An 18,227-nucleotide genomic window follows, 5' to 3' on the forward strand; every position below is an offset into this window, starting at 1 on the left:
ATACTATGTAATGTATAGTATAAAGAGTTAGGAGTTGTAAACATGAATGCACAATTAAAAAAAGGATTACTGGAATTTTGTGTACTGGCGGTATTAAAGAAAGGCGATTCCTATGGTTATCAAATCATTAAAGATATGTCCCGTTGTATTGAGATTTCAGAATCGACATTATATCCGATTTTAAAGCGTTTAGAGCAAAACAATTATGTGGAGACCTATTCCCAGGAACATAACAGTCGATTAAGAAAATACTACCGCATGACAGAAAGCGGGCGGGAGCATATGGCGCAGTTTTTAGAGGAATGGGATCAGGTGATGGCGATTTACGACTTTATTTCTGGAGGACAGGGCAATGAATAAAAAAGAATTTTTAAGCAGCCTAAAGAAGCATCTGCATCTTCTAGGCGACAAAGATAGTGATCGGTTTATCGAATACTACGATGAAATGATTGAGGATTATCAGGAAGATGGCTACAGTGAACAGGAAGCGGTTCAACAAGTCGGGCAGCCTGCTATGATCGCTGAAGGAATTATGAAGGAACAAGGAATAAAAACCGTTCAGGTGCCGACGTTTGGAGAAAAAGCCACAAGACTCTCCATTCTCATTTTAGGCTTTCCGTTATGGGGCAGTATTCTAGCAACAGTCTTCCTGTTGATTCTTTCTGTGTATATGGTGATTTGGTGTATTCCACTCGTGACAGGTACAGTGACGCTGGTTGGTCTGCTCGGAGGTTTTTGGAGCATCATTGGTTCTCCATTTATCTTTCAGGACGGTTTGCATGTGGTGGTGACGCAGATTGGCGTTGGTATTTTTCTATTAGGTGTCGGATTATTAAGCGGCATAGCCACGGCGTATTTGACAAAGCTATTTGTGCAAATAACTATTCAAACCACTAAGGCATTCTTGGGAATGTTTAAAAAGAAGGTCGTGAGAGTATGAACATGAATGATTTAAAAAAGCAATGCATCAAATGGGGAATCATCTTCACCGTTGCCGGAGGAATTGTCATGGCAATTGGTTTTGGCATATCAGGCTTTGATCTAGATGCATATCACAACAATGACCAGAACAACGTGTTCCGCACCATCAATTGGAGCAAGCCATAATAAAAAATGAAAAAAGACAAAGAGCTAAAATCAAGATCATTTTAGCCCTTTGTCAACAGTCTGAAACCCGCTTATGCGGGTCTTTTTTTCGCTCGGGCCACAAAGAAGAAATAACAGCAAAGTGCGCCTAGATCACAAAGCATAATGATCAGACCCATTGGAAAGGCTGTTTGGCTTCCGGCTAGTCCGACAAGAGGTGTCATGCAAGCGCCTAGCAGCATTTGCGCCACACCGATCAGTGCAGCTGCACTTCCTGCATGTGCCCCGTGATGCTGCATCGCAAGAGACGGTGCAGAGGTGCCGACAATTCCAACGCTTGATACCACAAAAAATAGCGGAATAAGAATACCGTACAATCCTGCATCAATCGAAATCATGAAAAATAAAGTGACGCCACCTAACGCAGCTGTCAGCAATCCAATGCGAAGGACTTTCTCTTCACCGATTTTCGCAGCGACTCGGGCAAATACTTGTCCAGCCGTGATGATTCCAAGACTATTTACCGCAAATGCTGCACTAAAGCCTTGTGGAGAAAGGTTAAAAATATCCTGGAGCACAAACGGTGAACCTGAAATATACGCAAACATCGCTGCGAATACAAGACCTTGTGAGAGTGCATATCCAACAAATAGACGATCACTGGCTAAAATTTTCATCGCGCCTGCAATCTGTTGAAAGCCCCCGGTCTGTCTACGCTCCGCAGGTAAGCTTTCTTGCAGTGAAAAGATGGATCTCAGCAGCATCAATGCCCCGAGAATTCCGAGTAGGACAAATACCCCCTGCCATGTCGTGAAGCGTAAAATCTGTCCGCCCGCAATAGGTGCTGCTGCCGGAGCCACCCCGTTGACTAACATCAGCAGTGCGAAGAATTTCGTCATTTCTGACCCTTCATAATGATCTCGCACGATAGCTCGTGCAATGACAATGCCTGCTGAACCAGCAAGTCCTTGAATCAATCTAAGAAGAATGAACGTCCAAATCGATGTGACTACTGTACAAAGAAGTGATGCAGCTATAAAGATAATCAAGCCGATTATCAGCGGTTTTCTTCTGCCGATCGTATCACTGATCGGGCCTGCAATCAGCTGGCCAAGCGCCAGTCCAATGAGACAAGCCATGAGACTTAATTGGGACAACGCCGTACTTGCCTCAAAATCACGAGCAATATGAGGCAATGCAGGTAAATACATATCCATTGCCAGCGGAGCAAGGGCTGTTAAAGATCCAAGCAATGCGGCAAGGAGAAATCGATTTTTTTTCGATTCTTGGGGATAAGATAAAGAACTCATATGATGACAACACTCCTCGTATACTTCCTCAACACAGCATAATGAATCAAGCGTTCCTTTTCAATGAAAAATTTTCAAAGATGTTTCCGTGCAAAATGATTGATCTTTCGAATGAGACTCTTTACATTGAATGAGTAGAGAAAAGAGTAAGGCTATCACATGCAGTGATTGCATGATACGTATATCCACTAATAGAGAGCAGGAGGTGCTGACATGAAGCAGCAAGAGCTGATCATTCGGCAAGCAGTCAAAGAAGATCATGAGGCCATCAGGAACGTGCTGATCAAATCCTATGCACAGTATGCGCCTCAATTTACAGAGGAAGGCTGGCAAGATTATTCTGCCGCGCTTGCAGCAGCTGTAGATAATCCGAACATGGAGCTGATGCTGGTGGCGGAGCTTGATGGCAAGGTTGTGGGGACGCTTCAAATGTTCCGTTCATCAGAGCAAGCATATGACAATCCAGAAATGGGCATTACATCAGCCATCGTCCGGTTTTTAGGAGTAGATCCCGATGTGAGGGGAAAAGGAATTGCAGAGTCCTTGCTGCGTAAAAGTATTGAACTAACGCAATCATGGGGCGAAAATGTCCTGTATCTGCATACATCTGATAAAATGCAGGCCGCCATTCGCCTATATGAAAGAATGGGCTTTGAGCGTGCGCTTGATAAAGATTTTGTGAGCTCGAGTGGGACGCATGTCAAGAGCTATCAATATGTGATCAAGAAAGAACAGCCGGCAGGTTCATAATATAAACGTGCAGCAAAAGGAAGAGCTTACGTCCATGGGCAGCTCTTCCTTTTTTCAATTTACGCCCACAGTGCCAGCGCCCAATATGATACCCCCCATGAGATGAAACCGAACAGGACAAAGAATTTTAACATGCGCTCATAAGGAGACAGCTTTCGTTCTCTCTTCGTTTTCACTAGCTGCCAATAAAGGGCAAAGCCGCAAATCATGAGGATGATTTGTCCAAGCTGTGTAAAGTTTTCAAGAATCGTGATTCCGTTCATTTCTTTTCACCTCATCATTCATCTTCCAGAAGTAAAAGCGCAATCCTTTATTTCTTCAAAAAAAATCGGTGTATACTAGAAAGAAACGAGTGTTAGAGGGAGTTGTGCATATTGTTTTCGCTGCATGCGGATCGTTGGGATGAAGTCATCGAGAGAAAAATCAAATACGATCAAAAAGTTGTGGAACATACCTGTCAGCTGTTAGACGCACAGAAGCAGCAGGCTGTGCTGTTTCACAAGATTGAAGACCCGTTTACGATGAGGGCAGGTGATGGTGCTCTGACCATTCCAAAAGGGAGCTATACGACCGCTTATTATTGGAAGGGTCGTCCTTACAACATATATTTCTGGAGAGATGATCAAGGGAAGGAACTAGGATCTTATCTTAATATGGTGGGAGATACTCAGTTCAACGGCCAGCTGGTCATGTTTGAAGATCTCATTATTGATCTACTCGTTCTTCCGAATGGTGATGTCTTTGTGCTGGATGAAGATGAATTGCCGGAGAGTTTAGCGGATTTTGAACATGGTTCGGTGCAACGGGCATTAAAGGGCGTGATGGCTTCGTTAGAAAGCATTCTAGATCAAGTGAGGGCAGATGCCGAAGGAAAATATCATCACAGTTTGTTTGAGCCGATGTTGAAATAGAAAAAACGATTCCTCGCTGAAAGGAATCGTTTTTTTTTGTTAAACCTTAATACGGTTTAATCGTTTTTGTAAATTGGTTTTTGTTTTGGAGGCTTTTAGCTGTTTGACAGCGCTTTGGGCCGCTGCTTTTGTTTTCTTTGTTCGTTTCGCTTCCGCTTTTTTGACCTTTTGTTTAGCGTCTGTCACTTTCTTTTGATAAGCGACTTGTTTTTTGACTTTGTCGAGCCGGTTTTGCAGGCTTGTTTTTTCTTTGCCTTTGTTTAGTTTTTTGATGGCCGTTTGAGCACTTTTAATAGCGCCCTGTGTTTTGTTTTTTTCGGCTGTTTTGACCTTTGCACGTGCCGAGCGGATATCAATGGCTGCTTGGACTTTCTTCACCCGTTCTGTGAGTGCTGTTTTTTGTTTGCTTGCAGTGAGCCGGCCAATTCTTGTTTTGGCTTGATTGACATCTTCCTGCTTTTTAGATGTTTCGGCTTTTTTAACAGCACTGGCAGCAGCCTTTAAAAAGGAGGATTGCGGCACATATTGCACGCGGCCATAGCCGAATTGTGGATCCCTCCCTTTTGCACCAAGATCCACTGTATAGCTGCGCAATAAAGTGCGAAGCTGTGCATTTGTTTTCTTCGGATGAAGCTGCTTTAACAGTGCCAGCATTCCTGTGACATGCGGTGCAGCTTGTGATGTACCCGTTGCATACCAATATTCATTTTTTAAATAAGTGCTGATGACGTTCTGGCCAGGGGCAGAAAATTCAATCCCTTTCCCTGTATTCGAGATAGACGCGAGTTTGTCTTTGTCAGTCGTTGCAGATACGGCAATGACGCTATTGTAAGCGGCAGGGTAGCTAATATGATTCTTTTTCCCATCATTTCCGCTTGCAGCGACTACAAGTAGTCCTTTTTTATAGGCTTCATCCACTGCTGAACGCAAGATGGGGATATTGTCTTCAAAGCCTAAACTTAAATTAATAATGTCCATCTTGTTGGTAATCGCCCAATCGATGCCTCGAAGCAGACTATATAGATCGCCTTCTCCCGTTTTATCTAACACTTTCACAGCATACAGCTTCACACCAGAAGCGACGCCAACTGTTCCATAATCGTTATTAAGCGCACCAATCGTGCCGGCGACATGTGTGCCATGTCCTTCATCATCTTTATAAGAGGATGTGTAGTTCACGAATGATTTACCGCCGGCTACCTTTAAATCCTCGTGTGAGAAAATGCCAGTATCTAAAACGGCTACTTTTACATTTTTACCAGTGACACCTTCTTTTATTGCTTGTTTTATATTGAGTTTTTGCAGGTTGTAAGATTTTTGTACCAATGCATCCTGATTAGTAGCAGCGGCTGTTTTCTTCACAGTAGAAGCCGCGAGTTTAACCTTTACGTTTTTTGAGACGTAAGCGATGTTTGGGTCTTTCTTGAGTGAGGTGACCGCTTGTTCATCTGCTGTCACCGCGACAGCGGGAAGATGTATGTATTGTGCGTTCACTTTCTCACTTTCCTCAATCGCTGTTTGTTTTCCTTTTTGATTTTTATAGACGATGATGACATCTGTTTCTTTTGGCGGTGCAGCTGCCTGCGAATGGAAGGGCAAAGCAGTTGTCAACGCAAGAAGAAACGCAATGATGATAAGTAATTTCTTTTTCAATGCGTGGCTCCTCTCATCCGATGACCTCGGTCTTTTTTTCTCTATTATATCGGAGAAAGCAGATGGATGGGATAGTAGAATTGTCGTCTTGTTCAGAAAGTTATTTTTACAAGCAACCTGAAATTGAAATTCATAGAATTCTAGTAGACAATAGAGACATCATGATAAGAGAAAGAAGGACATGCTGATGAACGTAAAAGAGTATATGACGTATGATGCGACTGGCTTGGCAGCACTTGTGCGGAATAAGCAGGTAACGGCCGAGGAGCTTATGCAGGCGACATTTGATAGATTGAATGAGGTCAATCCAGAACTAAACGCTGTGATACGGACGAGACAAGATCAAGTTTTAAAAGACATCAAGCCTTTGCATGAGTATCAGCCATTTGCTGGGGTTCCGTTTGTGCTAAAAAATATATCGCAAGGGATTAAAAATGAACCGCTGACAGCAGGAGCTTTGCTGTTAAAGGATGTAAAAGCAAATTCGGATTCGCACTTTGTTGATCGGTTGAAGCAGGCTGGTTTTCTCATGATTGGACATACAAATACACCGGAATTCGGTTTAAGAAATGTGACGGAACCTGTGTTACATGGGCCAACGAGAAATCCTTGGAATACGGACTATTCTCCAGGCGGCTCAAGCGGCGGGACAGCAGCAGCTGTTGCAAGCGGCATTGTACCTGCTGGCGGAGCAAGTGATGGCGGTGGTTCCATTCGGATTCCAGCCTCCTTTACCGGTTTGTTCGGTCTTAAGCCCACGCGGGGAAGAACGCCGGTAGGCCCAGGCGCAGGAAGGCAGTGGCAAGGGGCTTCCATCGACTTTACACTCACAAAAACCGTGCGGGACAGTGCAGCCCTTCTTGATCTTCTTCAAGTCATTCAGCCCGAAGCTGCTTTCCAAACTCCGTTATACGATGGCAGTTACCAAGAGGATCTGGTGAAACGTACATCTTCTATGCGAATTGCTTACAGTGTAGAATCTCCAGTTGGCACGAAGGTCAGTGAGGAAGCGAAGCAGGCGGTTCAGCAAACAGTGAAATGGCTGAGTGAGCAAGGTCATCAAGTAGAAGAAGCCAAGCCGGAAATTGATGGGGTTCATCTCATGCAGCAATATTACGTGATGAACAGCGGAGAAATGTCTGCGTTATTCACTTCCTTGGATCGTTCGTTAGGGCGTCCAGTAAAGCCGGAGGAAACGGACATCGTGGCATGGGTGCTGGCGGAGGCTGGCAAGAATGTGACCGCAGCTGCTTATACAGAAAGTCTTGATGCGTGGGATCGGGCTGCTGCACAAATGGCGTCATTTCATCAAACCTACGATCTCTATGTGACACCAGCTACTGCCTATTCAGCTCCAAAGGTTGGTGAGCTTATGCATTCAGATCAGGAAACAGCCGCACTTTTACGTGTGTCATCTCTTTCAATGCAAGCACAGCAGGATCTTATTTATGATATGTTCCTCAAGAGCTTGACCTACACCCCATTTACACAGCTTGCCAACTTAACAGGTCAGCCATCAATGAGTGTACCTGTTCATCTCACTAGAGCGGGCATGCCTTTAGGGGTACAGGTGACAGCGCCTAAAGGGAAAGAAGACTGGCTGCTCAGGCTTGCGGCGGAAATGGAGACATCCTCGATTTGGAAAGGAACTAGACAATTAAATCGATAACGCATGATAAGCGACTTTGGTCTATGGAGGGAAAAGAGTGTCACACGTGAGTACGAAGGATAAAATCATTCAAACGGCAGCACTTCTTTTACGTAAACAGGGATACCATGCGACAGGATTGAATCAAATTATCAGAGAGAGCGGCACACCTAAAGGCTCTCTTTATTATTACTTTCCAAATGGAAAAGAAGAGCTGGCCATTGCATCTGTTGAATACATTAGTCAAAAGGTCATCAATCAAATTGAAGAAGGCTTTGCTTATTCGGATGATCCGTATATTGCCATCGATCGTTTTATGACAAACATCATTCGAGGATTTATGGAGAAAGAAAGTGAAAGAGGGATTCCAATTGTCTTGCTGGCGGCAGAGTCAAAGCCGGAAAACACGCAGCTCCATGCCGCATGCAAACAAGAAATGATCCGCTGGCAGGAGCTTGTAAAAGAAAAGCTAATGAACAGCGGGTATGAAGAAAACAAAGCGGATGACTCTGGCTTCTCTCCTTCACTCAATGGTAATCGGTGGTCTATCGATGACGACTGCACTCAAACAAACGACCCCTTTAGAACACGTAAAAAGTTACCTTAGACACTTATTTATGCGAGAAGAGTAAAATCTCTCGCATATTGTCTATCTATTATATCAATTGGTCTATATAATATAGATAGTCAATTCGTCATGAGGAGTGATGGGATGTCGGAGCAACCGCAATCGATCAAGCAATCCGAAGGTACCTCTTTTTATACCATGTCTGGTTCAGGAAAACTGTATGGGCTCGAGAATCAGCTTGTTCAAATGCTGGCAGAAGCAAATCAAACGAATCAGCTGTTTGAGCTTGCCTTAATCACAGGTGGAAAAGGAGCTTATTTCCCGCTGCACTGTCATGAGCACTTATTTGAAACCATTTTTGTGCTGGAAGGAAAGCTTGAAGTGATGCTGGACGGTAAAAAATACATGGTAACTGCCTTTGATTATATTCATATCCCGCCCAAAACGATTCATGGCTACAGAATGCATAGTCATAAAACAAGATTTATTTCATATACGCTGGGCGGAAAAATGACAGATGTCTATCAGCAAATTGGGAAGAGGCTTTATCAGAATGAAAGTTCTATGATGAATCATGCTTTCGATGCAGCCAGTTTTCAGCAGACTGAAAAAGAAAGCGATATCATCCTGATGCATGGAATCAGAGAACTGTCCAATACAACGAGGCCCTCCGTTTTATTTCATAGTCAGCTCCCTCAAAAGGTGCAGCCTTATGTATTAGAGGCTGGTGAAGGGAAGCAATACATCATTGATGGTCAGATTCATGAGCTGATTGCAACAGTAGAAACAACAGGGGGCGGATTCAGTCATTTTGTGATTGAAGGAGCGAAGGAGAAATATTTCCCGCCGCATTATCATCAAGTTCATACTGAAGCGCTCTATTGTGTTGAAGGGAAAATGAACCTTCATTTGAATGGAGAAGATATTTGCTTGATGCCGGGTGACTTTGCCTATATCCCGCCTGATACGATTCACTCTTATGAATTTATGTCTCATTCAAATAAAATGTTGGTTTTGCTGCTACCAGGAGAAATTGAGCAGGTGTATGAGCAGTTTGAAGAATCTCCAAGACAAAGTATATGTCCCTATTTTATTCAAGAAGGGAATTTCATGTTCAATCGGGAGACTTCAACTCAATATGATTTGTTTTTTGTCGAAAAGGAATAAGTGTGTAACGCGTTACACAACATTATGAGTCTGTCGAAACAATCGACAGGCTTTTTTTGTTTTTTGCCTCCTCCACATAAATTTCTCATTTGATGAATGAAGCATTCATTCAAGGTGAAGCTATGTAAAGATGACTTGAGCTAAAGGAGGAAATGCATGTGAGAGCCGTTACTTATCAAGGGAAAAATAGCATTGCAGTGAAAAAAGTAGATGCACCGTCGATTCAAGATCGAGAAGATGTGATTATACGGATTACATCGACATCAATTTGTGGATCAGATTTACATTTGTATCAGGGGAATTTCCCGCTTCCAATCGGCTATGTGATTGGGCATGAACCAATGGGGATTGTGGAGGAAGTTGGCCCGGATGTCACAGCCGTAAAAAAGGGAGACCGTGTCGTCATTCCATTTACCGTTGCATGTGGTAAATGCCAATATTGCGATCATCACTTAGAAAGCCAATGCGACAACTCAAACCCGCACTACGACTCGGGTGGACTTTTTGGCTATAGTGAGAAATATGGGAATTATCCCGGAGGACAGGCAGAGTATTTACGCGTACCTTTTGGAAATTACACCCCGTTTAAGATTCCAGAGGATTGTGAGCTGGAGGATGAACAATTGCTGTTCTTATCAGATGTCCTGCCAACCGCCTATTGGAGCGTAGAGCACGCAGGTGTGAAAAAAGGCGATACGGTCATCGTGCTAGGCTGCGGACCTGTTGGGTTAATGGCACAGCAATTTGCTTGGCAAAAAGGGGCGGAACGTGTGATAGCCGTCGATTACATCGATTACCGCCTGCGGCATGCAAAACGGATGAGCGGCGTGGAGGTTTTTGACTTTACAGAAGATCCCGACATGGGAGAAACGTTAAAGGAGCTCACAAAGGGCGGGGCCGATGTTGTGATTGATTGTGTGGGAATGGACGGGAAGAAGTCGCCGCTTGAAAAAATTGAGCAAAAGCTCAAGCTGCAAGGCGGAACGATCGGACCCATTCAAATTGCCACAAAAGCCGTTCGCAAGTGCGGAACAGTGCAGATGACGGGTGTGTACGGCGGCCTGTACAATATGTTCCCATTAGGTGCTTTTTTCGCAAGAAACGTCACCTTGAAAATGGGCCAAGCCCCTGCTCGAGGATACATGTCAAAACTCTATCAAAAAGTGACAAGCGGTGAAATCGATCCAAGAGCCATTATCACACACAAATTGCCATTAGATGAAGCTGCTCATGCGTACCACATCTTCAATGACAAACAGGATGATTGTATAAAGGTCGTCTTAAAGCCATAAAAAGAAGGCTTAGGAGTATTCCTAAGCCTTTAATGTGTGCTCGTCCATCATTTTTTCGATTAATTCAAAAAATGTTTTTTTATCTTCCTCTGAAAGGTGGTTGAACAATTGATTCACAAGCAGCTGGCGATTGTCGATCATTTGTTTAGCAATTTGTTCACCCAATTCAGAGAGTTCAATCCATACAGTACGGCGGTCATTATTATTTCGAGAGCGGATAATCAGCCCTTCGTCTTCTAAGTGATTGAGAGCGGTGGTTGTTGCAGAGGGAGATAATGAAACTTCCTGAAGAATATTTTTCACAGTACATGATTGATGGCGGTAGATGATACGTAAAATAAATCCTTTAACATTCGTGACGTTTTTCGGAATATTTTCTTCATCTAATTGTTTCGTCGCCTTTAAATACTTTGTCAGTGCATGGTCTAACAAACTTGCCTCTAGCTCGAAATGTTGCATTCTCCATACCTCTTTTCCTATTGCATTCGCATTTTCCGATCAATTACTAGGTCTATCTTATCATAATAATCATCATGATTTAAACCAAAATGGAAGACGGCTATAAAATTACCTATATTATCAATTAATAAAAAGAACAATTCCAAAATGAAATGATTTTACTTTCAGCTGTTTTTATTTTAGAATGTGAATGAGATAAAATCTGCCAACCCAATTCGCTGGAAATTGGCTATTGGAAATCAAACGTTTGGAGATGAAGATATTGAATACTTTACAGGCATTACTAAACGACAGAATGGAACGCTCTTCACAAATTGAGGCGGTAACTGGCGGAGGTGTGTCTTATACATTTGAAGAATATGCAAAACGCATCGACCAGCTCGCTCATTACTTACATCAAAAAGGAATTCGAAAAGGCGATCGCGTTTGCTTTATTTGTCAAAACCATCATCACTTTTCAACGATTATGCTGGCAGCCATTAAAGCAGGTGCAGTCGCAGTTCCGCTTAGCTGGCAGCTTACTTCTTTTGAGCTGGAAGGGATTTTGAAAAAAGCAGAGCCAAAGGCTTTATTCTTTGACCGAGAATTCCGTGACATTATTGCTGCGGTGGATGTGTCTTTAGACAACTGTCTCATGGTAGAATCTGGTGTGAATGCAAAAACAACGCAGCTGTTTGAAGATATATTGGCTTCAAATGATGGCAGTGATCTTGCAGAAGAGGTATCAGAGGAGGATCTAGCGATGATCTTATTTACCTCTGGGACAACGGGTAATCCAAAAGGCTGTATGGTTGGACATGGACGAATCTATCAATTTTTAACAAGACGTGGGAATCGAGGATTTGACTTGAAAGGAAAGCGGTACTTAGCGAGTCACCCTCTGTATCATATGAGTTCAATTAATCACCTGATCGCCGCTGCGATTGAAGGGTATACGCTTGTTTTCTTACATGAGGCAACACCGAAGCGCATTTTAGAAACAATTGAAAAAGAAAGAATTACGTTCATGATGGCTTTCCCTTCAGCTTATACGTACATGTTGGAAGAAATGAAGCGTGGTTCGTATGATCTTTCATCCTTTGAAATTGCGATTTCTGGCGGTACGAAGGTGCCGGTCCGTTTGATTAAGGACTACAAAGAAGCAGGTATTCAGATGATGCATGGCTACGGAAGCACGGAAGCATGGGTTGTCAGTGCGTGGCATCCTGCGATGGGCGAGGATAAAATGGGCTCTGCTGGTAAAGTGGATCCAGATGTAGAAGTGAAAATCGTTCATCCTGAGACAGAGGAAACACTGCCAGCTGGAGAAATTGGCGAAGTCGTCATGAGAAGTCCGTTTTATTTCTTAGGCTATTATCATCAGCCTGACGCAACTGCGAAGGTACTCAAAGATGGCTGGTTCCATATGGGAGATGCAGGCTATCTAGACGAAGACGGTTTTCTATTTATCACAGGCAGATACAAAGATGTGATTTTATACGGCGGAGATAATATCTACCCTGATCAAGTAGAAGAGGTCATTGAACAAATTCCGGGTGTGATTGAATCAGCTGTCATCGGGGTGCCGGACGAATTATATGGAGAAGTACCAAGTGCATATATCATAAAAGACGAATCCGCAGATTTCTGCGAAGAAGATGTGGTGAACTATTGTCAGGAACGTTTGGCCGATTACAAAGTGCCATCCATTCATTTCATCAGTGAACTGCCAAAAAACAAGCTTGGTAAAATCATGAAGAAAGATTTACGTGAATTGGTTGTGAATGCTTAGTACCTATTCTGCTATAATGAAATTTGAATGATTTTTTGTTTTTCTAACGTTTTGGAGGGAAAGGGTTTGCGACATATTCTTCGTAAGAAACATATTCACGATTTGTTGGAACAGAGCAGACAGCAAAAGGTAAAGAAAACGCTGGGCGGGCTTGATCTCACGCTTCTTGGTATAGGGGCGGTCATTGGTACAGGGGTTATGGTATTAACTGGAATTACAGCAGCTAAGGATGCTGGACCGGCTGTCATTTTCTCTTTTGCAATTGCAGCCATTGTGTGCAGTTTGGCAGCACTTTGCTATGCAGAAATGGCGTCAGCGCTCCCTGTATTCGGCAGTGCATACATTTATTCATATACAACCATGGGCGAGCTTGTAGGCCATTTGATGGGCTGGACCTTATTATCTGTTTATATGCTGACAGCTTCAGCTGTCGCCAGCGGCTGGTCGAGTTATTTCAACAGCCTGCTTGAGGGATTTGGAATTTCGATTCCGCATCAATTCTTAGCGGGGCCGGAGCAAGGCGGATATATGAATCTGCCGGCGATTATCATTGCTTTACTGATTGCGTGGATCTTATCTAGAGGAACGAAGGAAAGTAAAAAATTTAATAATATCATGGTGTTTGTGAAACTCGGTATTATTGTTCTTTTCATTGTAGTAGGCGGCTTTTATGTACAGCCAGCCAATTGGCAGCCATTTATGCCGTTTGGCGCAGAAGGTGTCATTGCCGGTGCTGCTGCTGTATTTTTTGCCTTTTTAGGATTTGATGCGATATCTGCATCAGCAGAAGAGGTGAAAAATCCGCAGCGGAACCTGCCAATTGGGATCATAGGTTCATTACTTATTTGTACGGTCATTTACATTGTCGTTTGTTTGGTCATGACAGGCATGGTGCATTATACAAAGCTGAACGTTACAGAAGCTATGTCCTATGTCCTGCAAAGTGTACATCAAAATAGCGTGGCTGGTATTATTTCTGTTGGTGCGGTCATTGGATTGATGGCTGTGATTTTCGCCAATAATTATGCGGCAACTCGAATTGCCTATGCGATGGGCCGAGACGGACTTTTGCCTAAAGTGTTTTCAAAAACAAACAAAAGCGATACGCCTGTTGCTAGCATATGGATGATTGGCGGAATGACAGCTGTTATTTCAGGCTTTATTGATTTGAAGGATCTGTCCAACTTAGCGAATATTGGTGCGTTATTAACGTTTGCCATGGTTAGTTTATCTGTGCTTATTTTGAGAAAGACACATCAGCAGCTTGAGAGGGGCTTCAGGGTTCCTTTTGTGCCGGTTTTGCCGATTATATCAATGGGCTGCTGCTTGTTCCTTATGCTCAACTTACCAGGCCGGACATGGCTTTACTTTGGGGTTTGGCTGTTAATCGGTGTCGTCATGTACGCAGCGTATTCAAACAAACACAGTGAATTAGCGAAATCTTCATGAGAAAAAGGTGCAAATCCGTTGACGATTTGTGCCTTTTTTCATACGATTTGGGATAAGCTATAAAAGAGATAATGGACGGAACAAGAGGAGGATGAGGGATATGATTAGTGTTAGTCCTTATATTGTTGTAGAAGATGTGAAAGAATCTCTTCAATATTATCAAGGGATTTTTGGTGGGGATATTCAAATCTTAAATGAACATCAAGACCGTGTTCTGCATGCTGAATTGCATCTTGGGGAATCGCTGCTTCATTTTTCAGATACGTTTGGACGCACGCCAAAGCCAGAGAATCTCAGATTGATCATGCAGTTTGACAATGAAGAAGAACTAAAGGCTGTCTATGAAGCACTGGAAGCTGATGGAGATGTACTGGTTGAATTACAGGATACCTTCTTTGGCGCACTTCACGGACAAGTACAGGACCGGAAAAACGGGTTAATCTGGGTTCTGAATTATATGAAATAGAGACTAAGACCTTCACGAGTGTGAAGGTTTTTTTGTGAGTGTTTTTATTTTCTGAAAAATGGAAAATATGCTATGTTGGAAGAATAAAAGGACAAGGAGAAGGGTGGCAAAGGAATGGAACAAATTGAGTTTCAATCAATCCAAACAAATGGTGTAACACTTCATACTGCAATGGCTGGACCGGAAAATGGCCCGCTGCTTGTACTGCTCCACGGGTTTCCTGAGTTTTGGTACGGCTGGAAAAATCAAATCATCCCCTTGGCTGAGGCGGGCTATCGTGTTGTCGTTCCTGATCAAAGAGGCTACCATCTAAGTGACAAGCCAGAAGGAGTCGAATCCTACGTATTAGATAAATTGAGAGATGATATTGTAGGACTGATTAAGACGCTGAGCCCGAACCAAAAGGCGATTGTCGGCGGACATGACTGGGGCGGAGCTGTTGCTTGGCATTTGGCTTCAACCCGTTCTCAATATGTCGAGAAATTAATCATTGTGAATATGCCGCATCCGCGGGTGATGATGAAGGTTCTTCCTTTTTATCCGCCGCAGTGGAAGAAAAGCTCTTATATCGCTTTTTTTCAGCTTCCGAATGCTCCAGAGGCAGCCCTTCAAGAAAATCACTTTCAAAAGCTGGATGAAGCCATCGGGCTGACGGCAAGACCACATTTGTTCACGAAAGAAGATGTCTCAAGCTACAAGCTCGCTTGGACACAGCCAGGCGCCTTGACCTCAATGCTGAATTGGTACCGAGCCATTAAAAAAGGCGGCTTTGAAAAGCCAATTTCCAAACGAATTCTCGTTCCTGTTCGCATGATCTGGGGGATGGAGGACAAATTTTTAAGCAGAAAGCTGGCGAAGGAAACGATTAAGATCTGTCCAAATGGCCAGCTGATCTTTGTCGATGATGCCTCTCATTGGATCAATCATGAAAAACCAGACGTCGTCAACAAACTCATACTCGAATTCTTGACATAAAGAAAAAAGCTCTGATCAGAGGACCAGAGCTTTTTTTGATTTATCCAATTTGATTCTTTTTCAATGCAGCAGGTTCGTCGTCCCAGCATTCAATTTTCTCGTTGTTTGGAACGGCATTTTTATAGAAAACAGGATCTTTGCCTTCTTTTTTCTGTCGCGTGTAATCCTTCAGTGCTGCGAAGGCGACCTTAGACAGCATGGTAATAGCGATGAGGTTGACGATGACCATGAGTCCCATAAAGAGATCGGCTAGACCCCAAACAAGAGGAACAGTGGCAACCGCACCGAACAAAACCATTCCAATAACGGCAATTCGATAGATGTTCAGCCAAATTTTGTTCGCTCCAAGGAATTCAATGTTCGTTTCCCCATAGTAATAGTTACCAATCAATGTACTAAACGCGAATAGGAAAATCATGATGGCAAGGAATCCAGATGCCCATGGTCCAATGTGCTGACTGAGAGAAGCCTGTGTTAATTCAATTCCTTGCAAATTTGTTGTTTTATACGCATCAGAAAACAGAACAAGGAAGGCTGTGCTTGTACAAATAATTAACGTATCTGTTAACACGCCGAATGCTTGGATTAATCCTTGTTTAACAGGGTGGCTCGTGACAGCCGTTGCTGCTGCGTTAGGTGCACTACCCATACCAGCTTCATTTGAGAAGAGACCGCGTTTAATCCCTTGTAATAAAGCACCGCCTAGCGTACCGCCAGCGAACTGTTCAAACCCGAAGGCGTGTTTCACAATCGTGCTGATGACACCAGGAAGTTCCGTGATATTTGTGACAATGACAAAGAACGCAATACCGATGTAAGCAACTGCAAGCACAACCACAATGTATTCAGAAGCCTTTGCAATCGCTTGGATGCCTTTGAAAATGATCGCTGCAAAAATGACTGCCATCACAATACCGACGGTTAAACGGTCTAAACCAAAGGAATTTTTAAAAGCGACAGTGATCGTATTGGATTGAACCGCGTTAAAGACGATTCCAAAAGAAATCGTGATCAGGATCGCAAATAAAATCCCCATCCAGCGCTTGTTTAACCCTTTTTCCATGTAATAAGCAGGTCCACCGCGGAAGCCTGTTTTGTCTTTTACTTTATATACTTGAGCTAGTGTACTTTCAACGAAACTTGAAGCAGATCCGATAATGGCTACGATCCACATCCAAAAGATGGCACCAGGGCCACCAATGGCAATAGCGATGGCAATCCCTGTGATATTCCCTGTTCCTACGCGTGCTGCCATACTGATCGCAAATGCTTGGAACGGTGATATTCCCTCTTTTTCTTTTCTTCCTTCTTTCAGGACACGCAGCATTTCTTTGATCATTCTCACTTGCAGGAAGCGTGTTCTATATGTGAAGTACACCCCAACACCAAGTAACAGAGCAATCACAATATAAGTCCAAATAAAATCATTTGTATGTGTTAAATAAGATAGCAAAGCTTTTTCGTTCATAACATCACCTCTTCGAATTCATCACTGTTCTTTTTAAAAAATACTGAGATCCCACTCTTTAGCGAGCTTTTTCAGCATCATGACACCGGTAATACTATTTCCACAATCGTCAATGGCAGGACCATAAATGCCAATACCACAGCCTGTCTGAAACGGGAACTCTCTTCTTGCGCTTGGCGGAACGCAAGCCATAATTCCTCCAGACACACCACTTTTGGCTGGAACGCCTACGAAAGCAGCAAAATTCCCAGACGCATTATACATGCCGCATGTCAGCATCAATGCCTTTGTTAGTCTGGCGATATCCTTTGGGATGACTTGGACTTGTTTAAAGGGATGGTAGCCATCACTTGATATAATCAGTCCAATCAAGGCGATGTCCTCTGTTGTGACCTCGATAGAACATTGCTTTAAATACACTTCTAACGTGTCCTCGACATCCGATTCTAAATAATTGGTTTCTTTTAAATAATAAGCAAGTGCCCGGTTGCGATGTGCAGTTGCCCATTCTGATTGATAAACCTCTTCATTAACAGAAGGACGCTTACCTATTAAGTTTTCGATTAAATCGAAAATATATGCTAGCTTTTCTGTAGAAGTCTTTCCGGGAAGGATGGAGGATACGGTAATAGCTCCAGCATTAATCATTGGATTAAAGGGCTTCCCTGGTTTATGCATCTCAAGACGGTAGATGGAATTAAATGCATCACCAGTTGGCTCTACATCTACCCGATCCAAGACGTAAGGTACGCCTCTTCCTAAACAGGCAGCTATAAAGCTGATGACTTTTGAGATACTTTGCAGGGTAAAGGGAACGTCCCAATCACCATATCGTACAGATGATCCATCTGGGCCTATCACGCTGATACCAAGTTGAGAGGAATTCACTTTTCCGAGTGCTGGAATGTAGCCAGCATTCTGCCCGTTCTTGTAATACGGACGTATTTCTTCTGCCCATTGATCAACAGAAGACTGGCATGCGTGTTGTGTATTATTAGAAATTGCTGTTTTCATACGATTCCTCCAATCAAAAATCAAAAAGTACCCTATTGAATTGGCGGATGACAAAAAATGCGATCAAATAGGCACGAAAACATGTTACACATCTTCAAAGAACTTGTCATGCGCTGCTTGCACCACTCCTTTACACCTAAATATATGTACAAATGAAGGCATTGTCGGCGGAAAAACAAAAAGGGTTTTTAGTGAAAATTAAGAAAACGCTTACATCTAGTTTCACTAAAATTATTCATT

The 18,227-nt window shown here is 43.1% G+C and carries 19 protein-coding genes; 13 read left to right on the plus strand and 6 right to left on the minus strand.

Annotated elements, in window-relative coordinates:
- Positions 1–42: 42 nt before the first annotated feature.
- The 3 genes from NSQ72_RS01465 to NSQ72_RS01475 are packed head-to-tail and all read left to right on the plus strand — an operon-like array spanning position 43 to position 1,107.
- Entirely contained in the window at positions 43–360 is a 318-nt protein-coding gene (locus tag NSQ72_RS01465) for a PadR family transcriptional regulator (RefSeq protein ID WP_039176181.1), read from the plus strand.
- A complete protein-coding gene (locus NSQ72_RS01470; RefSeq protein ID WP_341083121.1) occupies positions 353–940 on the plus strand; it encodes a DUF1700 domain-containing protein in 588 nt (195 codons plus the stop codon). Before NSQ72_RS01465 ends, NSQ72_RS01470 begins: the two co-directional genes overlap by 8 nt.
- On the plus strand, positions 937–1,107 hold the full coding sequence (locus tag NSQ72_RS01475) for a hypothetical protein (protein WP_186304628.1): 171 nt from the start codon (positions 937–939) through the stop codon (positions 1,105–1,107). Before NSQ72_RS01470 ends, NSQ72_RS01475 begins: the two co-directional genes overlap by 4 nt.
- Positions 1,108–1,178: 71 nt before the next feature.
- On the opposite strand, the gene NSQ72_RS01480 is transcribed toward NSQ72_RS01475, so the two are convergent.
- Complete coding sequence (locus tag NSQ72_RS01480; RefSeq protein ID WP_341083122.1) at positions 1,179–2,396, minus strand: multidrug effflux MFS transporter; 1,218 nt, start codon at positions 2,394–2,396, stop codon at positions 1,179–1,181.
- 213 nt (positions 2,397–2,609) lie between these two features.
- Here NSQ72_RS01480 and NSQ72_RS01485 point away from each other — a divergent pair, with 213 nt between their 5' ends.
- The gene (locus tag NSQ72_RS01485; RefSeq protein WP_041088867.1) at positions 2,610–3,146 is read left to right on the plus strand and encodes a GNAT family N-acetyltransferase; all 537 of its coding nucleotides are present in this window, start codon (positions 2,610–2,612) and stop codon (positions 3,144–3,146) included.
- Positions 3,147–3,205: 59 nt separating this feature from the next.
- Here NSQ72_RS01485 and NSQ72_RS01490 read toward each other — a convergent pair whose 3' ends face one another.
- Entirely contained in the window at positions 3,206–3,409 is a 204-nt protein-coding gene (locus NSQ72_RS01490) for a hypothetical protein (RefSeq protein WP_341083123.1), read from the minus strand.
- Between the two features lie 111 nt (positions 3,410–3,520).
- Between NSQ72_RS01490 and NSQ72_RS01495 the strand changes: the two genes are divergently transcribed.
- Positions 3,521–4,057, plus strand: a complete 537-nt coding sequence (locus NSQ72_RS01495; protein WP_082700795.1) for a DUF402 domain-containing protein — start codon at positions 3,521–3,523, stop codon at positions 4,055–4,057.
- Positions 4,058–4,096: 39 nt separating this feature from the next.
- Here NSQ72_RS01495 and NSQ72_RS01500 read toward each other — a convergent pair whose 3' ends face one another.
- The gene (locus NSQ72_RS01500) at positions 4,097–5,710 is read right to left on the minus strand and encodes a S8 family peptidase (RefSeq protein WP_341083127.1); all 1,614 of its coding nucleotides are present in this window, start codon (positions 5,708–5,710) and stop codon (positions 4,097–4,099) included.
- 187 nt (positions 5,711–5,897) lie between these two features.
- Between NSQ72_RS01500 and NSQ72_RS01505 the strand changes: the two genes are divergently transcribed.
- The 4 genes from NSQ72_RS01505 to NSQ72_RS01520 all read left to right on the plus strand — a co-directional run bounded on the left by NSQ72_RS01505 (position 5,898) and on the right by NSQ72_RS01520 (position 10,385).
- Positions 5,898–7,379 (plus strand): amidase, encoded by a 1,482-nt coding sequence (locus tag NSQ72_RS01505; RefSeq protein ID WP_341083128.1) that lies wholly within the window; start codon positions 5,898–5,900, stop codon positions 7,377–7,379.
- A 37-nt stretch (positions 7,380–7,416) separates the two neighbouring features.
- The gene (locus NSQ72_RS01510; protein WP_341083129.1) at positions 7,417–7,965 is read left to right on the plus strand and encodes a TetR/AcrR family transcriptional regulator; all 549 of its coding nucleotides are present in this window, start codon (positions 7,417–7,419) and stop codon (positions 7,963–7,965) included.
- A 105-nt stretch (positions 7,966–8,070) separates the two neighbouring features.
- Positions 8,071–9,093, plus strand: coding sequence for a quercetin 2,3-dioxygenase (locus tag NSQ72_RS01515; RefSeq protein ID WP_341083131.1), 1,023 nt, complete (start codon positions 8,071–8,073; stop codon positions 9,091–9,093).
- Between the two features lie 158 nt (positions 9,094–9,251).
- Positions 9,252–10,385: a zinc-dependent alcohol dehydrogenase gene (locus NSQ72_RS01520; RefSeq protein WP_047203435.1), complete on the plus strand. Its 1,134-nt coding sequence runs from the start codon at positions 9,252–9,254 to the stop codon at positions 10,383–10,385.
- A gap of 21 nt (positions 10,386–10,406) precedes the next feature.
- On the opposite strand, the gene NSQ72_RS01525 is transcribed toward NSQ72_RS01520, so the two are convergent.
- On the minus strand, positions 10,407–10,844 hold the full coding sequence (locus NSQ72_RS01525; protein WP_039176203.1) for a MarR family winged helix-turn-helix transcriptional regulator: 438 nt from the start codon (positions 10,842–10,844) through the stop codon (positions 10,407–10,409).
- Between the two features lie 262 nt (positions 10,845–11,106).
- On the opposite strand from NSQ72_RS01525, the gene NSQ72_RS01530 reads away from it, so the two are divergent.
- The 4 genes from NSQ72_RS01530 (at position 11,107) to NSQ72_RS01545 (ending at position 15,505) form a co-directional block, all read left to right on the plus strand.
- Positions 11,107–12,615 carry a class I adenylate-forming enzyme family protein gene (locus NSQ72_RS01530; protein WP_058837255.1) on the plus strand — a complete coding sequence of 503 codons (1,509 nt, stop codon included), beginning with the start codon at positions 11,107–11,109 and terminating at the stop codon, positions 12,613–12,615.
- Positions 12,616–12,681: 66 nt separating this feature from the next.
- Entirely contained in the window at positions 12,682–14,064 is a 1,383-nt protein-coding gene (locus NSQ72_RS01535) for an amino acid permease (protein ID WP_039176209.1), read from the plus strand.
- Positions 14,065–14,164: 100 nt separating this feature from the next.
- Positions 14,165–14,530 (plus strand): VOC family protein, encoded by a 366-nt coding sequence (locus tag NSQ72_RS01540; protein ID WP_025092526.1) that lies wholly within the window; start codon positions 14,165–14,167, stop codon positions 14,528–14,530.
- Positions 14,531–14,644: 114 nt separating this feature from the next.
- Positions 14,645–15,505 (plus strand): alpha/beta fold hydrolase, encoded by an 861-nt coding sequence (locus NSQ72_RS01545; protein WP_144495700.1) that lies wholly within the window; start codon positions 14,645–14,647, stop codon positions 15,503–15,505.
- A 40-nt stretch (positions 15,506–15,545) separates the two neighbouring features.
- Here NSQ72_RS01545 and NSQ72_RS01550 read toward each other — a convergent pair whose 3' ends face one another.
- A complete protein-coding gene (locus NSQ72_RS01550; protein WP_024427211.1) occupies positions 15,546–16,973 on the minus strand; it encodes an alanine/glycine:cation symporter family protein in 1,428 nt (475 codons plus the stop codon).
- 33 nt (positions 16,974–17,006) lie between these two features.
- A complete protein-coding gene (locus NSQ72_RS01555; protein ID WP_008342152.1) occupies positions 17,007–17,987 on the minus strand; it encodes a glutaminase in 981 nt (326 codons plus the stop codon).
- Positions 17,988–18,227: the final 240 nt, after the last annotated feature.

The organism is Bacillus sp. FSL R5-0659 (assembly GCF_038008785.1).
GTDB lineage: Bacteria > Bacillota > Bacilli > Bacillales > Bacillaceae > Bacillus > Bacillus safensis.